Source organism: Rhizobium cerradonense (assembly GCF_030182455.1).
Taxonomy (GTDB): Bacteria; Pseudomonadota; Alphaproteobacteria; order Rhizobiales; family Rhizobiaceae; genus Rhizobium.
On the sequence record NZ_JAQJCK010000003.1, the window covers coordinates 183,829 to 201,585 of the forward strand.

The following is a 17,757-nucleotide window of genomic DNA, read 5'->3' on the forward strand; positions in this document are numbered from 1 at the left end:
GAGCAGGCTTTGGAGCACGGCTTACGATATTCGTCGCTGTGCTCCTCGTTCTCTCATCCGCCCTTCGGGCACTTGCTCCCCGAGGGGAGAAGGGGTCCGCTACCGCTTCAAGCTACCCAGAATCCCTCTCACCAGCGCCCGTCCAACCTGCGTCGCGATCGTACGTGCGGCGCTCTTCATCGCTGCTTCCAAAATCGTTTCGCGCTGGTAGCCGGAACGGCCGCGGCTTGCCGGTTTGTCATCGTCATCCCCGAAGCCGGGGAGCGTCCAGCGGCCGCCGGCGCTTCCGTCGTCCTGTTTGGCGGCATCCTGCTCGGCCGCCTTGCCGGCGCGGGCGGCGAGGATTTCGAAGGCGGATTCGCGATCGACCGTCTCGTCGTAGAGGCCGGCGACCGGGCTGTCGTTGATGACGGCCTGGCGCTCGGTATCGGTCACCGGGCCGATGCGACCCGACGGCGGGCGGATCAAGGTGCGTTCGACGATCGAGGGCGCGCCCTTGCCTTCAAGCATGGAGATCAGCGCTTCGCCGGTGCCGAGCGTGGTGATGACTTCGGCGCAGTTGAAGGCCGGGTTAGGCCGGAAGGTTTCGGCGGCCGTCTGGACTGCCTTCTGTTCGCGCGGCGAATAGGCGCGCAGCGCATGCTGAACGCGGTTGCCAAGCTGGGCGAGCACGGTTTCTGGCACGTCGAGCGGGTTCTGCGTGACGAAATAGACGCCGACACCCTTGGAGCGGATCAAGCGCACCACCTGTTCGACGCGCTCGATCAGCACCTTCGGCGCATCGTTGAAGAGCAGGTGCGCCTCGTCGAAGAAGAAGACCAGCTTCGGCTTTTCAGGATCGCCGACTTCCGGCAGTTCCTCGAAGAGCTCGGACAGCAGCCACAGCAGGAAGGTGGCGTAAAGCCTTGGGTTCATCATCAGCTTGTCGGCGGCAAGCACCGAGATCTGCCCATAGCCATCATTGCTGACGCGCATGATGTCGGAAATCTTCAGCGCCGGCTCGCCGAAGAAGTTTTCCGCCCCCTGCTGCTCCAGCACCAGCAAAGCACGCTGGATCGAGCCGACGGATGACTTCGAGATCAGGCCGAACTGGCTGGAAAGCTCGCTCGCATGGTCGCCCATATAGTTGAGCAAGGCCTGGAAATCCTTGAGGTCGAGCAGCGCCAGCCCATTGTCATCGGCAATCTTGAATGCGATGTTGAGCACGCCCTCCTGCGCCTCCGATGCGTTCATTAGCCGTGCCAGCAGCAGCGGCCCCATCTCGGCGATGGTGGTGCGCACGCGATGGCCTTTTTCGCCGTAGAGATCCCAGAAGATCGCCGGGAATTGTTCGAATTCGTAGGGCTTCAGACCAATTTCCTCGGCCCGTTTCAAAAGGAAATCCTTCGGCTCGCCCTTGGCGGCGATACCGGAGAGATCGCCCTTGATATCGGCGCAGAAGACGGGCACGCCGGCTTTGGAAAAACCCTCCGCCAGCACCTGCAGGGTCACCGTCTTGCCGGTGCCTGTCGCGCCGGTGACGAGGCCGTGGCGATTGCCGAATTTCAGCGTCAGATATTCGTCCTTATTGATGCTGTCGTCCGGATTGCGGCTGGCGCCGACGAAAATCTGTTCATCCTGTTGCGGCATCAGGCGTCGTCTCCCTTTGGACGGCGGCACTGCAACCCCGAGAAGTTTTAGGGGCGAGAGGTGCCAGAGGCCCATTCATTGTTTTGTCCTGACGCTGTTATAAGAAGAGACTTGAATGGGGACAACCGTTCGCTTCATGGTGATGCTTCCGGTAGTGTCGCACACAACCCGGACAGACTTGAGTCGGTCGGCGCATTCAATTACGTTGACGTTCACGTCATAAGTAACAGGCAGGAGGCCAGAATGAACGAGATTATTGATCAGATCGCAACGAGAGCCGGCATTTCACCCGATATTGCAGAGAAGGCCGTTGGCATGATGCTGGGCTTCCTACAGCGCGAAGCCCCGGATGGCCCGGTCACCAAGATGATCGAGTCCATCCCCGGTGCGTCCGATCTGGTGGCGCAATATAACGGGGAGGAAACGTCCGGCGGTCTGCTCGGCGGCCTTCTGAGCGCCGTTGGCGGTGGCGGCGGTCTCATGGCGCTCGGCCAGTCGTTGATGAGCAGCGGTCTCAACATGGGCGAAATTTCCTCGCTCGCCAAGGAAACCATCGCGACCGCCCGCGAACATGCCGGCGATGAGGTGGTCGATGAGGTCGTCAATTCCGTGCCGGGGTTGAGCCAGTTCCTGTAATATGCTGTCATTTGTGACGAAGGCCCCGCGGTCTGATCGCGGGGCTTTTTTGTTTGATCATTCAGCAGGTTGCAAATTGTCCCATGGCCGCCAATTCCATTCCATCGCTGTTACCGAACGGGCCTGGCCATCGGTTCGTGCTCTATGGCGATTCTTGTTCCGGAGTTCCAGGCGCGCTGCACGAAGAGACCTTCGTCGCCGTCAACGCCGTCCTGCGCCGGCTTGATCCGCCGCCGGAATTCATCCTGTTTCCGGGCGACGAGATCATTGGCCTGACCGCCGATCCGGAAGCCTTGAGGGCGCAATGGCGGCATTGGTTCGAGCATGAAATGGGCTGGCTCGACCGACGGAAAACGCCGCTTTGGCACACGACCGGCAATCACACCACCTATGATGAAATGAGCGAGCAGGTCTTTCGCGAGGTCCTGCAGCTTCCACAAAACGGTCCGCCAGGCCAGGAAGGCCTGTCTTACTGGGTGCGCCGCGGCGATCTCCTCCTTGTTTTCGTCCATACGCTGTGGACCGGTCTCGGTGGCGAGGGTCATGTCGAGACAGAGTGGCTGGAGGCAACGCTGAAACAGCATGGAGATGCACGCCATAAGATCGTCCTCGGCCATCACCCGGTTTTCCCCATCAACGGTTTTTCCGGATCCTATCAGCGCGAGGTCGGCCCGGATTACACCAAGCGATTTTGGGATATTCTGGTGGAAGCGGACGTTCTGGCCTATGTCTGCAGCCATATCCTCGCCTTCGACGTCCAGGTTCACCGCGGCGTCCTGCAGCTTTGCACCTCCGGCGCAGGCACTGCGCATAGAATGCCGGAGGGCGTGGAATATCTTCATTGCATCCAGGCGGCACTCGATGCGGACGGTCTTCGCTATCAGGTGCTGGATACGGACGGCATCGTTCGCGAACGATTGCAATGGCCTTTCAAGCCGGCCGATCCCGAGAGCTGGCAAACCCTGTCACCCGGGATGCATCGAGCCAGCTTTACCGGCTCGATGAACAATGATCGCATCATCGAATTGCGGATAAGGGGCCGCATGCCGAAGGCGGCACATCCGCCAGCCCAAACACTCTTCTCTGCCTTCAACGCCGATGCCATCGCGCCGTTCTGGCTCGGCTTGCGTGGTCCGAGGCAAACGCTGACCTTGATTCTTGGTCGCGATCCCGGCCGCAGCCCGCATTACTGGTTCGGGCCTGATCTCGCAGCCGGTCAGTCCTTCGATGTCGATATCGCTCTGCATGCCGGCATGGGGCCAGGCGGCATGCTTTATCGCATGCATGGCGATGACAGATGGACTTCATTCGACGGAGCTTCCGCCACCGGCCTTGAACGCTTGGTCTGGCCGGCGCAATGGAGCGTTGGCCATGGTCAGCGCGGCACTGAAGACCGCGCCTTCATGGGCGAGGGGTTGGAGGTAGCGTTTGCAGTGGGATAGGCGCTGCGCGGCCTTCCCCTTTACGCCTCAATCGTCTCCAATCCGATGCCAGACGCGGCCGTCGCGTCCGATGAGTTCGTCTGCGCAGGCCGGTCCCATGCTGCCTGGCGCGTAAGGATCGGGTTTGCTGCCGTCGGCCCAGAGATCAAGGAAAGGCTGCACGGCCGCCCAGCCGGCTTCGATGCTGTCGGCACGCTGGAACAGAGTCTGGTCGCCGACGAAGAGTTCGTAGAGCAGCGATTCATAGCCCGTCTGATGACCGATGTCGAAGTGGTCGGCATAACGGAAGTCGAGCTCGATCGGCGAGGTCTTTAGGACCAGCCCCGGCGATTTGATGGAGATTCCCATCTGCAGCCCTTCGTTCGGCTGCACCTGAATGATCAGCTTGTTCGGTGGCAGGTCCGGTCGCGCGGCCGCGCGGGGAAATTGCGCGAAAGGTACTTGCCGGAAGGTGATGACGACTTCAGTGTCACGGGCCCTCAAGGCCTTGCCCGTGCGCAGATAGAAGGGCACGCCTGCCCAGCGCCAGGTGTCGACGAAAAGTTTCAGCGCCACGTAGGTTTCGGTATTGCTGTCTGGCGCGATATCCGGCGTCTCTGTGTAGGCCGGCAGATCTTTGCCGTCGAGTGGTCCGGCGGTGTAGGCGCCGCGCACGGCGTTTTTCGCCGCTTCGTCTCGCGAATAGTGGCGCAGCGCCTTTAGCACCTTACCCTTTTCGTTTCGGACGGATTCTGCGTCGAAGCTGTTCGGCGGTTCCATGGCCACCATGGCAAGAAGCTGGAACAGATGGTTCGGCACCATATCGCGCAAAGCGCCTGTCGCGTCGTAGAACTTGCCGCGCGTACCGACGTCCACCAATTCCGCGGCAGTGATCTGCACATGGTCGACGTAGTTGTTGTTCCACAGGGCTTCGATCATCATGTTGGCAAAGCGCGTCGTCATGATGTTCTGCACCGTTTCCTTGCCGAGGAAATGGTCGATGCGATAGATTTGGCTCTCGTCCGCGCTGTGCAGAAGCGTCGCGTTCAACATCTGCGCCGAAGCGAGGTCATGACCGAACGGCTTCTCGATGGCGATGCGCCGGAAGACGCCGGCGGTTTCGTCAAGAAGCCCATGCTCGGCTAAGCGGCTGGTGATGTCGCCGAAAAAGCGCGGCTGCACGGCAAAATAGAAAGCGGCATTGGCGCTCGGCGCATGCTGCAGCCGATCGGTGATTTCCTGATAGATTGCGCCCTGCGTGAAGTCTCCGGAAATATATGAGATGCGCGTCTTCAACCTCTGCCAGGCGTCGCTCTGCTGCGCTTGCTCCATTCCGTTTGTGGCGAGGAAGGTGTCAAGACGCTCGACCAGGAACTCGTCGCCACCAGGTTCGATGCTGACGCCGAGCACACGCAGATCGTCGCCCAACATGCCGGCCTTAGTCATGTTGATCAGCGTCGGCATCAGCAACCGGCGCGTCAGGTCGCCGGTTGCACCGAAGATGACGAGCGTCAGCGGCGGAGCGGGGGGAACGGTAAAGCCGGTCACGAACGCACCTCCGTCGGGAATAGGGAGATCAGGTTTCTGGACGACATGAATCTTCTCCTTCAGCCGGTTGTGCTGATGCTTGGGCGAGGATGTTCTAACCCAAGATCGAGAAAACCGGAATCGCTTTTCGAAAGGGTTGCGCTCCGAGGCACGTCGCCACAGTATAAATGCTACATGGCGCCTACTTCTTTACCGCCACCATAAACAGCCGCGGAAACCGCAGCAGGACTTTGCCGTCCACCAATGGCGGATAGGCCTTTTCGATGCGCGCGAGATAGTCGGCCGCAAAAGCATCGCGATGCTCAGGCGCGGCATGATCGAGATAGGGGCGCAGGCCCGTGCCCTTGACCCATTCGACGATGGCGGCGGCATTTTCCAGCGGATGATTGTAGTTGGTGTGCCAGAGGTCGATGCGGGCGGACTTGCCGATCAGCCGGTTGTAATAGGCCGAGGGCGAGGGAAGGGGATTGCGACGCACGCTCTTTCTGGCAAAGGCCTCACTCCAGGGGCCGTCTTTTCCTGTCTCCTCCATCATCAAATGGCTGAGTTCGGTCAGATTGTCTGGCATCTGGATGGCGAGCACGCCGCCTGGCCTCAACCCGTCCATCAGCCGTTCGAAAATGTCGATGTGATCAGGCAGCCATTGGAAAACGGCGTTGGCAAAAAGCAGATCGACAGGTTCTTCCGGCTGCCAAGTGGCAAGATCGGCCCTGAGAAACTCCGTGCCGGGCATGCGCTTGCGGGCCGCCTCCAGCATGTTCTCGTCGCTGTCGAGCCCGGAAACGCCGGCGGCACCGTAGCGTTCGACGATCAGCTCCGTCGAGTTGCCAGGCCCGCAGCCGAGATCGATAGCGCGATCTACGCGCTCCAACGGCACCTGCGCGAGTAGGTCACGCGCCGGGCGCGTGCGTTCATCCTCGAACTTCACATATTGGCCGGCAGACCATGCCATGACTTATCCTCTTCATCAGCTTGTATGCCCGATACGAGTGGACCCGGACCTTGTCGATATTGGGCCTGTGGAGTTTGATCATTTCATGGGCGAGATCGCCAGGGGTGAAATTTCGACCCTCGTGCGGCAAATGGCCCAGGAGATCGCTGATCGGGGATAGGTGCCGAGAGCTATTGTGCGACGCCTTCTATTTTCCCTTCACCGCCAGGATGCGCTTTGCCACCTCATCCAGCGCTGCCGTATTGCGGGCGATGAGTTGTTGCGCGACGTTCGTCAGCGCGTCGATGTTGCCGTCAGAGGCATCATCCAGTTCGTCGTTGGCGCCGACGAGCGCGCCGTCGATGCGAAAATAGGCAAGCTTGCCCACATTGGCCGGTGTGACCTGCGTCGACCCGTCAACCATCTTCGTCTTGGCAGGGTTGAGCAGCGAATTGGCCTCGTAGGAGGCTGTCGATACCTGGCCTTGCATCAGGATTGAAATCAGCGGCGTACCGTTGGCGGGGTTGATCCAGCCGAGTGCGCCCCAGCTTTTTGCCTGTTGATAGGGAATAGGACGGTTCTGCTGGCCGGTGCCGAGCGACAGAACCACGACAGAGTTGCCGCCTTTCTCCCAGCCCATCTTACGGGCTTCGACATAGGCGGCGAGGATAGGATCGTTGGCGAAGACGCCGCCGTCGATCAAGGGGACGGAGCGGTTCGGATCATCGACGGGTTTGGCGAAATTTTCGATCAGCGCCGGCTCGAAATAGCTCGGCGCGGCGGAGGTGGCGCGGCAAGCCTCCCAATAGCGGAAATGGCTGTTTTCATCGTCGGAATTGGACATGATCAGCGCCTGGCGTGCCTTGATGTCGTAAGCCGTGATCAGCACCTTGGTCAGCCCGGCGGCAATCTCGGCGGTTCCCAGCCGGACCTGCAGCTTCGCTTCCAATGGCGCTGCATCGTAACGCTCCTCCGCCAGTCCGCCGAGATTGATGATTTTCGACACCAGTGTCGTGCCGAAAATATCCTGCCCCTCTTTGGCATAGAGCTTGACGAGATCATCCGGCGTGCAGGCGGCATCGCCGTTGCCGGAAGGGTGCGGGCAGGTGAGCCCGGCTGCGATGATCCCGCCGGTCGACGTGCCGGCGATCAGATCGAAGGCTTTGTACATCGGCAAGCCGTTCAGCCGCTTCGCGAGTTCGGCCACGATGAGCGCCGGAATGAGCCCGCGAATACCGCCGCCGTCGATGGATAGGATGAACCGCATTGTCATGGAATTCCCCTCCTATATCTGCCCGTCGGCAAAGATAGCAGCGGCATTGCATCGATCAATGAAAGCGGAGCGTTCTCGCCTACCTCTTGTGGAGGGGAGAGAATGCCTAAAAACGTGTAATCACGCTGATGCCCGTACCTTCCGCCTTGTCCAGCGCCATCAGCGCCGGCACGGCCTCTTCCAGGCTGATTTTGCGGCCGATCAGCTTTTGTGGGGCGATCTTGCCAGCGGCGAGCATGTCCAGCATGGCGTCGTAACGCCAAGCCTGCATGCCGTGGCTGCCGTAGATTTCCAGCTCATGGCCGATCACCTGCGCCATCGGGATTTGCGGCGCCGCATGTTCGCCCAGCATCAGGCCGACCTGCACATGCCGGCCGCGGCGGCGGAGATTCTTGATGGAATTGAAGCAGGTGACGGGATGGCCGAGCGCATCGATAGACACATGCGCGCCGCCCTTGGTGATCTCCCGCACAGCCTCCGTGACATCGGCCACGCCAGCCGCATTGATCGTCGCTACCGCGCCGCATTCGCGGGCGAAAGCCAGCTTCTCGTCGGAAATATCGATGGCAATGGCATTCGCGCCGAGCGCGCTTGCGATCATGATGGCGGACAGGCCGACGCCGCCGCAGCCATGCACCGCGATCCATTCGCCCGGACGCGTCCTGGCTTGGTCGGCGACGGCGCGGAAAGACGTGGCGAAACGGCAGCCGAGGCTCGCCGCCGTCGCGTCGTCGATCGTCTCCGGTAGGTGGACGAGATTAGTGTCGGCATAATCAATCGCCACATATTCGGCGAAGGACCCCCAATGGGTGAAGCCGGGCTGGAATTGGTTTGGGCAGACCTGCTGATTGCCGGAATGGCATTCGGCGCAATGGCCGCAGCCGGAAACGAAGGGTACGGTGACGCGGTCGCCGACCTTGAAGCGAACGACGCCCCGACCGGTCGCTACCACCTTGCCGGCAAGTTCATGGCCGGGCACATGCGGCAGCTTGATATCGGGATCATGGCCCATCCAGCCATGCCAATCGCTGCGGCAAAGCCCCGTGGCGCCGATGGCGATCACGACGCCGTCCTCGCTGGGCGTGGGGTCGGGAAGGGTACGAATATCGGGTGTGGCCTCGAAGGCCTCGTAATACATCGCTTTCATGGGACTCTCACGCATTCTGCCGCAGTTGGTATCGTCCATCATTTTTCCTGATTCATCCATTCGTCAAGCTATTGTTTCGGCGCATGAAAATTGCGCCGGGAATGCGGCTTCCGGCGCTTTGTTGCGAATGGATTTCAAGCGGAAGTTTCCGCTTGACCCCCAGGTTGTGCGGGTTTTTCCTTCTTGCGGCTTTCAGGAGGAAATCATCATGGCCGTCGATACATCCCCCCGCACCACAACCTGGACCTATGTCGATGGAGAATGGCTCACCGGTAACCCGCCGCTGATCGGCCCGACATCGCACGCCATGTGGCTGGGCTCGACCGTGTTCGACGGCGCCCGCTGGTTCGACGGTATCGCGCCCGATCTCGACCTCCACTGCCAGCGCGTCAACCGCTCCGCGCTCGCCATGGGCCTGAAGCCGCTCAAGTCCGCTGAGGAAATCGAAGCGCTCGCCTGGGAAGGCGTGGAGAAGTTCGACGGCAAGACGCCGATCTACATCAAGCCGATGTATTGGGGTGAACACGGCTCGGCGGGAAGTGTCGTCGCCGTCGATGCAGAATCGACCTGTTTCGCGCTTTGCCTGTTTGAAGCGCCGCTGGGCGGCCATGGCGGCGTGACGTTGACTGTCTCGCCCTTCCGCCGCCCGTCGCCGGAAACCGCCATGACCGACGCCAAGGCCGGCTCGCTTTATCCGAACAGCGGCCGCATGATCGTGGAAGCGAAGAAGCGCGGCTTCGACAATGCGCTGGTGCGCGACATGAACGGTAATGTCGTCGAGACTGCCTCGTCCAACGTTTTCATGGTCAAGGACGGCATCATCTACACGCCGGTCGCCAACCGCACCTTCCTCGCTGGCATCACCCGCGCCCGCGTCATGGGCCTGTTGCGCCAGGCAGGGTTTGACGTGCGGGAGGAGACGCTCTCGGTTGAGCAATTCATGGCAGCCGACGAGATCTTTACCACCGGCAACTATTCCAAGGTGGTTTCGGTCAACCGTCTCGACGACCGCGAATTCCAGCAGGGTCCGATCGCCCGCAAGGCGCTGGAACTTTACATGGACTGGGCTTACGGGCGCAGCGCCAGCGAAGAGTGAAACCCTTCTCCTAGATCGGGAAGGGTAATGTGCCGCGCGAAACGCTGGAAGCCCTCGCGCGCTCCGGTGTCGATTTCATCTGCGGTCGGACATAGTTAAATTGGGCGGTGTGAAGATAGCATTTGTGGTAAAATGAGGTGGGCCGGCAAAGCTATTGAGGAGGCCGCCATGAAAATATCTCTTCCCCCTTCTGTCTATCTCTTCGACTATTACAGGCTGTTTTTGCAGCTCTGTGTTATCGCGGCGACCGGGTTCGTCATCTATTCAATGTTGTTCGGGTTTACTTGGTGACGTCGGGAGCGATTGAAGCCGCCGGTTCCTGCGGGACCGTCGGGGACGCTTTGTTTCAGAGGAGGTCGGCGATGAGTCTAAGCTTTCCGAACCGCAGCCGCAGTTATGATGCCTCGGCGCGTCGTATCCGGTTTAGCGGATACGACGGCATGTTTGAGGTCCCGTTTCTCGTCGAAGCGGATGTCTTTCCGGACGCCAATACCGAAGCAGGCTATCTTGCCGCCTTCGACGCCGAACGCGACGCGATCCAGAAGGTCGCCAAAAGGGCCTATGGCTATGGCAGCCGACGCCTATACATCCTGACCGCGAATGATTTCCGCTAACGAATTTCTTTTGGCTCTTTCTTCGGGCTGACCCACCAGCAATAGATCGCGCCGATCGCCAGCAGCACGCAGGTGCCGAGAAACACGGCGCGCATGCCGATATGGCCGCCAATAAAGCCGCCCAAAACAGGGCCGACCACCTGACCGACATATTGTGAGGAGATCGAGAGGCCAAGAATGCTGCCGGCCGCCGCGTCCGGAACATTGTGGCGGATGACGGCGGTGATGCAGGGCAGCAGTCCGCCGAGCGCGATGCCCATCAGAAAGCGCAGCGCAATCAATTGCCAAGCCGCAGTTACGAAAGCCTGCGGGATCAACAGCAGTGCCGCGACCGCGAGAGCTGCCATGATCACAGTCCAATGGCCGATGCGATCTGCAAGCTTGCCGAGCCATGAGGCGGACAGGATACTGCCAAGTGCGGCCGCAGCCATGACCACGCCCGAAATCATCGTGACGTGAGCGCCCTCGACGAACTGGGCGACATAGACGGTAATGATCGGCTCGATCGACATATTGGCGAGCATCAGCAGCAGGCCGATCGACAACATGGCGATGGCTGGCCGTTTGTCTGATATGGAAGCCCAGCCGCCACTTGCCTTCGCTGCCTTCTTTCGCGCTGGCGATTTCTCTTCCCGGATCAGGAAGGTGGTCGCGAGAAAGGTGAAAAAGATCACGCCGCCCGCCAGCAGGAAGGTGCCGCGAATGCCGATGATGGGTGGCAGGGCGCCGCCGATCAGCGGTCCGACCAGATTGCCGGCCATGATCCCGGAAGACAATACGCCGAGCGCCCAGGCCGAGCGATGTTTCGGCGTTTGCGTTGCCACCAGCACCATCGATCCGGAGGCGTAGCCGCCGGCAAGCCCGGTAAACAGGCGCAGCGCCACCAACTGCCAGACGCTGCCCGCCATTCCCATCAGCGAGATCGCCACCGTCATGCCGAGGCTCGCGCGCACCAGCATCAGCTTGCGGCCATAGATATCGCCGAGCCGACCCCAGAGAGGCGCGACGAAGGCGGCGGCAAAGAATGTGGCGCCATAGGCGATGCCGGACCATTGCACGATCGCCGCCTTGTCGGTGACGCCAAGCTCCTCGACATAGAGCGGCAGGAAGGGAAGCAGCAGCGTCATCGCCACGATGGTGGTGAAGGAGCCGATGAGGCAGATGATCAGATTCCGCATCCAATAGGCAGTTTCCGGTTCGGCCGGCGCGGCCGCTTCCCATCGTGTCTCAGCAGTCATTTCTTGGCCTTTGCATTCAACGCATAAAATAATTCCCGGCGGCCGGCAGCGAGGATATGCCCGGCAAGCAGGTCGCCGCGGCTGAAGAGATCGGAACGACCGAGCCGGTATTTCTCCGCAAGGCGGAGCAATTTTTCCAATATTTGACGAGCCTCCGACATGGCGACGGCTTCCTGTTGATGTCGATTATGACGATAGTCTGGACCACGCCATTGGCGATGCCAAGTCCGCAAAGCGCCTTGTCGGTTCTGTCATCTCATGATATAAAACTGATTGCATTTTGCAATCGGATTGCTGGCGGCCAATCGATATCCGAAACGTCGCCGGAGAGAGAGGAGATGCGCCATGAGCACTCTTGATAATGCCCGTTGCGACACGGTGCGGCGGCTCTATGCCGCCTATGTCGCCCAACATCCCGATGTCGTCCGCCCGATGCTGACGAGCGATTTTACCTTTTCCAGCCCGCGCGACGATCACATCGACCGCGACCAATATTTTAAACATTGCTGGCCGAAGGAGAAGGTCTTCCGCGCCATTCATATCGAACATCTCGTGCCGGACCGCGACGAGGTGATCGTCGGTTATCGCGCCGAAAAGATGGACGGAGGCAGCTTTCGCAATGTGGAGATGATCCGCTTTACCGGCGACAGGATCGCAGAGGTGAACGTCTACTTTGGACGCGATGTCTAGGAAATAGCGGGCCAGCCCAAAAAGCCGGCCCTTCACTCAGCTTACGCTCTCGCCCGAGATAGCGCATGACCGCGATGGATCGTCCAGGCTTGCAGGAGGCTGCCGGCGGCAAACAGGATCAGCCAGATGAGCAAAGCCATCTGCACTGACGGCGAATCCGGACCGTTGCCGATCGGATGCGACGGCGGCAGCCGCGAGAGTGTTTCGTTGATGCCGGGAACCCAGAGCAGGAAATAGGTGAAGGACAGGCCGAACGCCTTCAGATAGGCCCGCAACCGGCCGAGAAAGCTCACTCTTCCCACCAAAATTGCCACTGATGCCACCAGCAGAGCCACGATGCCGAGCGCGTGCCCCGGATTGAACCCGCCTGTAGATGAGAGTCCGAAGGAGGTCACCACCGACAGCGCCAATCCACCGAGATAGATCTGTCCCGACCGCATCTCAGGCTTGATGTCGCCATGCTTGGCAAAGCTGTAGAGCCCTGCAACGATCGGTACGAAGCTGATGACGGTATGAAGTTCGCCGAGCAAGGAAAGAGGAGCGGGCATGGTGGATTTCCTTTTTATATATCGACTAGTAGGTAGTTTTTAGGGGCAAGCTACGGACGCTTTTATAAGCTTCGCCCTCAGATGACCGAATGCTTAACCTACTAGTTGGTAGGCTGTCAATGGCTGTTCACCCGATGTTGAACCGCAAGTTCGGACGCTGTCATGTTTAGCTTACGGCAATTCCCGTCATAGCCGCCTCCAGTGCTACGGTCGGACCGGTCATAGGCCGCGCATATTCGTTACCCAACAGTGCCGCCGCACCGGTCATAGATGCCTGCGCGAAGACCACCGTCTTCGCCCCTTCACGATAGGCCGCGGCCGCTGCATCGGCGATCCCTGTCAGATAAGCGTCCTGTTCACCGGCCCGGAATAGCGCCCATGCGCCCTTGATCAGGCGGAGATCAATCTCAGCGCCTGTCGTTCTCGCTGCCTCTTCGAAGAGGCGGGTGGTTGGAGCGATGGTCGTCTCGGTGGTGCAGAGGACCGCGACTTTGCCGCCGGCTTTCACCGCATTTTCCGCGAGCGCGCCATCGGCTCTGACAATGGGCACCGTCGACGTGTTTGCCGCTAGCAGGGCCGCAGGGCCGAGGGTAGAGCAGTTGAGCACGACGGCATCAGCGTCCTGTGCAAGCTGCTGCAGGACCGCAGCCGTTTCCGCCTCGATCTCCGGCGTCAGTCCGCCCGCCCGTTCGGCGGCAAAGAGAAGATCGGCGCGGACATGGTGTCGAAGAGCGCCGGCCGGTAGGCCAAGTTCCTTTGCCGCCTCGTCGTAGATGGCGATGTTGCTTTCGGCGGTGTGCAGGCAGGCGATGAGCATGGGCAATCTTTGAAAATCGAGTGATATGGCGGGAAATCCTAACGGCTCCGCTTGCGCTTCACCATGGCTTGATTTGATCGCTTTTTTCGCCATCGGCGTCTCCATGCCAGGAGCGGCAAAAATAGCAGCGCAAACAAGGGTAAATTTTCCTCGACCTCATGATTTTTTGGCATGTCGCCGGTTGCCCTTCACACCGTCCCCTCCTATGTTCCCGATCACCTGCCGACGCAATTTTTTGCCAAGAGGAGATAAGACCATGGCTTTCGAATTGCCTGAACTTCCCTATGATTACGAAGCGCTTTCCCCCTTCATGTCGCGTGAAACCCTCGAGTTTCACCACGACAAACACCACAAGGCCTATGTCGACAATGGCAACAAGCTGGCGGCTGAAGCGGGTCTTTCCGATCTCTCTCTCGAAGAGGTCGTGAAGAAGTCCTTCGGCACCAATGCCGGTCTCTTCAACAATGCTGCTCAGCACTACAACCACATCCATTTCTGGAAGTGGATGAAGAAGGGCGGCGGCGGCAACAAGCTTCCGGGCAAGCTCGAAGCAGCCTTCGCTTCCGATCTCGGTGGCTACGACAAGTTCAAGGCCGATTTCGCCGCTGCCGGCGCCACCCAGTTCGGCTCCGGCTGGGCCTGGGTTTCCGTCAAGAACGGCAAGCTCGAAATCTCCAAGACCCCGAACGGCGAAAACCCGCTCGTTCATGGCGCCACGCCGATCCTCGGCGTCGACGTATGGGAACACTCCTACTACATCGACTACCGCAATCTGCGTCCGAAATACCTCGAGGCCTTCATCGATAGCCTGATCAACTGGGACTACGTCCTGGAACGCTACGAAGCCGCCACGAAATAAGCTTTGCCGTCTCGGCTTGCTTTCACACCCGGCGCTGCATAGCGTCGGGTGTTTTCGTATCTGCCGCTGACAAGCGTCTCGTTACTGTCGGCTACTTTCTCAGCGAGGCCGCATGCCGTCTCCCACCGCTCCGCTCTTTCGTTTCGGTGTCGTTGCCGATCCGCAATATGCCGCCTTAGAGCCCAACCTTGCACTTGATCGCTACCCGGCGAAGAGCCTCGCCAAGCTGAAAGAGGCGATTGCGGAATTCAACCGGCATGATCTCGCCTTCGTCGTCACTCTCGGTGATATCATCGACGGCCGCTGGGAGAGTTTCGACGCGGTTTTGCCCGTCTACCAGACCTTGCGGCACGCGCGGCATTTTCTGCTCGGCAATCATGACTTTGCCGTCGCGCCGGAGCATTTGACGGAAGTCGCAGCCCGTGTCGGCATGCCGTCTGCCTATTATGACTTCGCTCACGGCGGTTATCGTTTTATCGTGCTTGATGGCAATGAAATCAGCCTTTTCGCCTCGCCGGAGGGCGATCCACGCCGGGCGGAGGCTAAGGGCCTGATGAAGGCATTGCATGAGGCCGGCGCGCCGAATTCGCAGCGCTGGAATGCCGCCATCAGCGATACACAACATGCCTGGCTCGCCGCCAAACTACTCAAGGCGAAAGCCGCAGGCGAGAAGGTGGTCATCATGAACCACTACCCGATTCTCCCGGAAAATTCGCATAACGCGCTCGACAGCGACCGTATGCTGGCGCTGCTCGCCGAACATGATCATGTCGTCGCCTACCTCAGCGGCCATAATCATGAAGGCAATTTCGGCTTTGTCGACGGCACCTATTTCATCAATTTCAAAGGCATGGTCGATACCGAGGACAGTAATGCCTATGCGATCGTCTCGGTTTACGAGGACCGGCTGGAAATTGAAGGATTCGGACGTGAGGAGAACAGGGTGTTGGCACTACAGGGCGCCTAAATGACCTTCGGCACCTTTGAACCTGTAGGGAACGATCCGCACCGATAGAAGTTTAGGAACCGAAGCTGCTTTGAGGCGGAGCCGATGTTTCCGACATTGCAAATTCTGACAATCTTAGTCGTCGCAGTCGCCATGGCGCTGGCATTGGCGCATTTGCTGGAATTGCCGGGCAAGATGCGGCTGTCCAAGGAAGACTATCTGACGGTTCAGCGCATTTATTATCCGGGCTTTACGATCGGCGGTGTTACCGAGCCGATCGGTGCTCTTTTGCTTCTGCTTCTCCTGTTCCTGACGCCAGCCAACACGTTGGCCTTCTGGCTGTTCGCCGCCGCCTTTGCCGCGATGGTCGTCATGCACGTCGTCTTTTGGTTGCTGACGCAGCCGGTCAACAATTTCTGGCTCAAGGATACCGAGCTGAAAGGGCTGGGGGCCGGTTTCTTCTCCCACGATCCATTTGGCGGCCATCGGCTCGAAACGACCACCAAACCGGACTGGACCATGCTGCGCGACCGCTGGGAATGGTCGCATGCCGCGCGCGCTGCCTTGGGATTGCTCGCTTTTATTCTGTTGGTGACCGCGGTTGCCCTCTAGCGCCTGTCCCTATTCCGCTGCCATCCGCATCTCCGCCGTAGCATATGCGATAATGAAGGGCGCCGTCGCCAGCGCATCGAAGTTTCTGGCGGCATGGTCGTCTAAGACCCGACCGCACCTCAGCATCTCTGAACACCTCAGCCGGCTGCGGTTGAGGTGTTGATCTGCCACCCATTCACCCAGGTCTGTCGCAATCCATCGCCTTCGCCCTTAAACCACAGTCCGGTCGCCTCGCAGCCTTCGATCCGGTCGCTGCGGAAATTGCGGATGGCCTGGCGCAGCTCGCACCAGGCGACGATATTGGCGGTTTCGGAATAATAGATGAGGGCGATGGGACGGATGGTGCGCTCGGTGGCGCGGCCCAATTCGTCGCGGTAGGAGAGATCGAGTTTTTCCTCGTCGCGAATGGCGCGGCGCACCAGCGCGAGGTCGATGGCAGCGGCCGAGGGGGCAGCAAAGCCCCAGGCATGCAACGCATTGGCATCGAGTGTCTGACGCAGCGGCGGCGGCACCGCGCCTGCGATCTTGGCGCTGACGCGCTTGGCCGCGAGCTTGAGCTCATTGTCTCCGGTGCGCTCCAAGAGCGCCAGCGACAGCACGATCGCCTCCATCTCCTCGATCGAAAACATCAGCGGCGGCAGGTCGAAGCCGGGGCGCAAGATATAGCCGATGCCGCGCCCGCCCTCGATTGGAACGCGCATAGCCTGCAGCGCCACGATATCGCGATAGACGGAGCGCACCGTCACCTCCAGCCGCTCGGCAATGACAGCCGCCGTCACTGGCTTTTTCGCCAGCCGCAGGATCTGGATGATCTCGAACAGGCGCGACGCCTTGCGCATTTCACCCTCGCGATTGAAGGCTCCTGACAACACCCTGTCAGTTGGGTTGATCTATAAAACTTCCTATTAGCTTGAAAATCAACAGGTTCCTCTGCGGCGCACTCGCAGGAAACAATGGGCAACTGACATGGATTACAGTGAAAATCTCTGGCTCTTCTTTCTCCTCCTCTTCGGCATCATCATCGTGCCGGGCATGGATATGCTCTTCGTACTCGCCAATGCGCTGACCGGCGGCCGCAACAGAGGATTGGCCGCCACCGGCGGCATCATGCTCGGCGGCGTAGTGCATTCGCTGAACGGCGCGCTTGGCGTCGGCCTACTGATGCATTTCGTACCGATCCTCTTCAATCCGCTGCTCGTTGCCGGCGCCGCCTACATGGCCTTTATCGGCATCACGTTGATGCGCAGCTCGATCACGGTCGGCCACGACGGACCAGCCGGCAGCCGCTCCACCTGGCGGGCCTTTCGTCAGGGAGCGGTGACCTGCATGATGAATCCCAAGGCCTACCTCTTCGTGTTCGCCGTCTATCCGCAGTTTCTGAAACCGGATTACGGCCCGATCTGGGTACAAGCGACCATCATGGGGCTGATGACCATTGTCACGCAGTTTGCCGTCTATGGCGGGCTCGCGGTCACTGCCGGACGCAGCCGTGATCTGCTGGTCGCCAATCCCCAGGCGACCGCCTTTGCCGGCCGCGTCGCCGGCCTGCTCCTTTTCGCAGTTTCCGTCTTCACCGTCTGGGAGGGATGGAGGGCGACGTGATTTCCGGCGCGAAATCTGGTATATGTCTGAAATATGACGCTGATTTTGCTCAGCTCTCACCACTTTGTGACTTCATTGCCGGTGCGGAAACCGGCAAACATGTGGGCCGTGACAACGCGCCGGCCGCATTTGCGGTCCTGATCACGTAGG

General features: G+C 59.9%; 20 protein-coding genes. 11 read left to right on the forward strand and 9 right to left on the reverse strand.

Going from position 1 to position 17,757, the window contains the following annotated elements; all coding sequences use genetic code 11:
- Positions 1–99 precede the first annotated feature (99 nt).
- Positions 100–1,629 carry a helicase HerA-like C-terminal domain-containing protein gene (locus tag PH547_RS08480; protein WP_104822386.1) on the reverse strand — a complete coding sequence of 510 codons (1,530 nt, stop codon included), beginning with the start codon at positions 1,627–1,629 and terminating at the stop codon, positions 100–102.
- Between the two features lie 243 nt (positions 1,630–1,872).
- Here PH547_RS08480 and PH547_RS08485 point away from each other — a divergent pair, with 243 nt between their 5' ends.
- Both PH547_RS08485 and PH547_RS08490 read left to right on the forward strand, forming a co-directional pair.
- A complete protein-coding gene (locus PH547_RS08485; RefSeq protein WP_104822387.1) occupies positions 1,873–2,265 on the forward strand; it encodes a hypothetical protein in 393 nt (130 codons plus the stop codon).
- Between the two features lie 83 nt (positions 2,266–2,348).
- Positions 2,349–3,707: a metallophosphoesterase family protein gene (locus PH547_RS08490; protein WP_104822388.1), complete on the forward strand. Its 1,359-nt coding sequence runs from the start codon at positions 2,349–2,351 to the stop codon at positions 3,705–3,707.
- A gap of 27 nt (positions 3,708–3,734) precedes the next feature.
- Here the strand turns inward: PH547_RS08490 and zwf are convergent, their stop codons facing one another.
- From zwf to PH547_RS08510, 4 genes are all read right to left on the reverse strand, one after another.
- Positions 3,735–5,234 carry a glucose-6-phosphate dehydrogenase gene (gene zwf / locus PH547_RS08495; protein ID WP_104822389.1) on the reverse strand — a complete coding sequence of 500 codons (1,500 nt, stop codon included), beginning with the start codon at positions 5,232–5,234 and terminating at the stop codon, positions 3,735–3,737.
- A gap of 181 nt (positions 5,235–5,415) precedes the next feature.
- Complete coding sequence (tam, locus tag PH547_RS08500; RefSeq protein ID WP_104822390.1) at positions 5,416–6,186, reverse strand: trans-aconitate 2-methyltransferase; 771 nt, start codon at positions 6,184–6,186, stop codon at positions 5,416–5,418.
- A 187-nt stretch (positions 6,187–6,373) separates the two neighbouring features.
- The gene (locus PH547_RS08505; RefSeq protein ID WP_104822391.1) at positions 6,374–7,438 is read right to left on the reverse strand and encodes a patatin-like phospholipase family protein; all 1,065 of its coding nucleotides are present in this window, start codon (positions 7,436–7,438) and stop codon (positions 6,374–6,376) included.
- Positions 7,439–7,544: 106 nt separating this feature from the next.
- Positions 7,545–8,585, reverse strand: a complete 1,041-nt coding sequence (locus PH547_RS08510) for a zinc-dependent alcohol dehydrogenase family protein (RefSeq protein WP_285167991.1) — start codon at positions 8,583–8,585, stop codon at positions 7,545–7,547.
- A gap of 208 nt (positions 8,586–8,793) precedes the next feature.
- Here PH547_RS08510 and PH547_RS08515 point away from each other — a divergent pair, with 208 nt between their 5' ends.
- Positions 8,794–9,681 carry a branched-chain amino acid aminotransferase gene (locus PH547_RS08515; RefSeq protein WP_104825023.1) on the forward strand — a complete coding sequence of 296 codons (888 nt, stop codon included), beginning with the start codon at positions 8,794–8,796 and terminating at the stop codon, positions 9,679–9,681.
- A 362-nt stretch (positions 9,682–10,043) separates the two neighbouring features.
- The gene (locus PH547_RS08520) at positions 10,044–10,295 is read left to right on the forward strand and encodes a DUF1488 family protein (protein WP_104822392.1); all 252 of its coding nucleotides are present in this window, start codon (positions 10,044–10,046) and stop codon (positions 10,293–10,295) included.
- On the opposite strand, the gene PH547_RS08525 is transcribed toward PH547_RS08520, so the two are convergent.
- Positions 10,292–11,533, reverse strand: a complete 1,242-nt coding sequence (locus PH547_RS08525; RefSeq protein ID WP_285167993.1) for an MFS transporter — start codon at positions 11,531–11,533, stop codon at positions 10,292–10,294. The two genes, PH547_RS08520 and PH547_RS08525, sit on opposite strands and share 4 nt — an antisense overlap.
- Positions 11,534–11,589: 56 nt before the next feature.
- Here PH547_RS08525 and PH547_RS08530 point away from each other — a divergent pair, with 56 nt between their 5' ends.
- Together PH547_RS08530 and PH547_RS08535 are read left to right on the forward strand one after the other, a co-directional pair.
- Positions 11,590–11,892, forward strand: a complete 303-nt coding sequence (locus tag PH547_RS08530) for a hypothetical protein (protein WP_285167994.1) — start codon at positions 11,590–11,592, stop codon at positions 11,890–11,892.
- A complete protein-coding gene (locus PH547_RS08535) occupies positions 11,879–12,223 on the forward strand; it encodes a nuclear transport factor 2 family protein (RefSeq protein ID WP_104822394.1) in 345 nt (114 codons plus the stop codon). Before PH547_RS08530 ends, PH547_RS08535 begins: the two co-directional genes overlap by 14 nt.
- A 41-nt stretch (positions 12,224–12,264) precedes the next feature.
- On the opposite strand, the gene PH547_RS08540 is transcribed toward PH547_RS08535, so the two are convergent.
- Both PH547_RS08540 and PH547_RS08545 read right to left on the reverse strand, forming a co-directional pair.
- Complete coding sequence (locus PH547_RS08540) at positions 12,265–12,771, reverse strand: hypothetical protein (RefSeq protein ID WP_285167995.1); 507 nt, start codon at positions 12,769–12,771, stop codon at positions 12,265–12,267.
- Positions 12,772–12,937: 166 nt separating this feature from the next.
- The gene (locus PH547_RS08545; RefSeq protein ID WP_285167996.1) at positions 12,938–13,681 is read right to left on the reverse strand and encodes an aspartate/glutamate racemase family protein; all 744 of its coding nucleotides are present in this window, start codon (positions 13,679–13,681) and stop codon (positions 12,938–12,940) included.
- Between the two features lie 163 nt (positions 13,682–13,844).
- On the opposite strand from PH547_RS08545, the gene PH547_RS08550 reads away from it, so the two are divergent.
- The 3 genes from PH547_RS08550 to PH547_RS08560 all read left to right on the forward strand — a co-directional run bounded on the left by PH547_RS08550 (position 13,845) and on the right by PH547_RS08560 (position 16,005).
- A complete protein-coding gene (locus PH547_RS08550; RefSeq protein WP_104822396.1) occupies positions 13,845–14,447 on the forward strand; it encodes a superoxide dismutase in 603 nt (200 codons plus the stop codon).
- 112 nt (positions 14,448–14,559) lie between these two features.
- Positions 14,560–15,414: a metallophosphoesterase gene (locus PH547_RS08555; protein ID WP_285167997.1), complete on the forward strand. Its 855-nt coding sequence runs from the start codon at positions 14,560–14,562 to the stop codon at positions 15,412–15,414.
- Between the two features lie 84 nt (positions 15,415–15,498).
- Complete coding sequence (locus PH547_RS08560; protein WP_285167999.1) at positions 15,499–16,005, forward strand: anthrone oxygenase family protein; 507 nt, start codon at positions 15,499–15,501, stop codon at positions 16,003–16,005.
- 137 nt (positions 16,006–16,142) lie between these two features.
- Here the strand turns inward: PH547_RS08560 and PH547_RS08565 are convergent, their stop codons facing one another.
- On the reverse strand, positions 16,143–16,844 hold the full coding sequence (locus PH547_RS08565) for a helix-turn-helix transcriptional regulator (RefSeq protein ID WP_285168000.1): 702 nt from the start codon (positions 16,842–16,844) through the stop codon (positions 16,143–16,145).
- Between the two features lie 127 nt (positions 16,845–16,971).
- Here PH547_RS08565 and PH547_RS08570 point away from each other — a divergent pair, with 127 nt between their 5' ends.
- On the forward strand, positions 16,972–17,607 hold the full coding sequence (locus tag PH547_RS08570) for a LysE family translocator (protein WP_104822400.1): 636 nt from the start codon (positions 16,972–16,974) through the stop codon (positions 17,605–17,607).
- Positions 17,604–17,756, forward strand: coding sequence for a hypothetical protein (locus PH547_RS08575; protein WP_260303412.1), 153 nt, complete (start codon positions 17,604–17,606; stop codon positions 17,754–17,756). The genes PH547_RS08570 and PH547_RS08575 overlap by 4 nt, the downstream gene beginning before the upstream one ends.
- Position 17,757: the final 1 nt, after the last annotated feature.

Excerpts from the sequence above, each read along its gene's own strand:
- PH547_RS08480 (WP_104822386.1), bottom strand. The coding sequence starts at position 1,629 with ATGCCGCAACAGGATGAACAGATTTTCGTCGGCGCCAGCCGCAATCCG.
- PH547_RS08485 (WP_104822387.1), top strand. The coding sequence starts at position 1,873 with ATGAACGAGATTATTGATCAGATCGCAACGAGAGCCGGCATTTCACCC.
- PH547_RS08490 (WP_104822388.1), top strand. The coding sequence starts at position 2,349 with ATGGCCGCCAATTCCATTCCATCGCTGTTACCGAACGGGCCTGGCCAT.
- tam (WP_104822390.1), bottom strand. The coding sequence starts at position 6,186 with ATGGCATGGTCTGCCGGCCAATATGTGAAGTTCGAGGATGAACGCACG.
- PH547_RS08505 (WP_104822391.1), bottom strand. The coding sequence starts at position 7,438 with ATGACAATGCGGTTCATCCTATCCATCGACGGCGGCGGTATTCGCGGG.
- PH547_RS08510 (WP_285167991.1), bottom strand. The coding sequence starts at position 8,585 with ATGAAAGCGATGTATTACGAGGCCTTCGAGGCCACACCCGATATTCGT.
- PH547_RS08515 (WP_104825023.1), top strand. The coding sequence starts at position 8,794 with ATGGCCGTCGATACATCCCCCCGCACCACAACCTGGACCTATGTCGAT.
- PH547_RS08520 (WP_104822392.1), top strand. The coding sequence starts at position 10,044 with ATGAGTCTAAGCTTTCCGAACCGCAGCCGCAGTTATGATGCCTCGGCG.
- PH547_RS08525 (WP_285167993.1), bottom strand. The coding sequence starts at position 11,533 with ATGACTGCTGAGACACGATGGGAAGCGGCCGCGCCGGCCGAACCGGAA.
- PH547_RS08530 (WP_285167994.1), top strand. The coding sequence starts at position 11,590 with ATGCCCGGCAAGCAGGTCGCCGCGGCTGAAGAGATCGGAACGACCGAG.
- PH547_RS08535 (WP_104822394.1), top strand. The coding sequence starts at position 11,879 with ATGAGCACTCTTGATAATGCCCGTTGCGACACGGTGCGGCGGCTCTAT.
- PH547_RS08540 (WP_285167995.1), bottom strand. The coding sequence starts at position 12,771 with ATGCCCGCTCCTCTTTCCTTGCTCGGCGAACTTCATACCGTCATCAGC.
- PH547_RS08545 (WP_285167996.1), bottom strand. The coding sequence starts at position 13,681 with ATGGCGAAAAAAGCGATCAAATCAAGCCATGGTGAAGCGCAAGCGGAG.
- PH547_RS08550 (WP_104822396.1), top strand. The coding sequence starts at position 13,845 with ATGGCTTTCGAATTGCCTGAACTTCCCTATGATTACGAAGCGCTTTCC.
- PH547_RS08555 (WP_285167997.1), top strand. The coding sequence starts at position 14,560 with ATGCCGTCTCCCACCGCTCCGCTCTTTCGTTTCGGTGTCGTTGCCGAT.
- PH547_RS08560 (WP_285167999.1), top strand. The coding sequence starts at position 15,499 with ATGTTTCCGACATTGCAAATTCTGACAATCTTAGTCGTCGCAGTCGCC.
- PH547_RS08565 (WP_285168000.1), bottom strand. The coding sequence starts at position 16,844 with ATGCGCAAGGCGTCGCGCCTGTTCGAGATCATCCAGATCCTGCGGCTG.
- PH547_RS08570 (WP_104822400.1), top strand. The coding sequence starts at position 16,972 with ATGGATTACAGTGAAAATCTCTGGCTCTTCTTTCTCCTCCTCTTCGGC.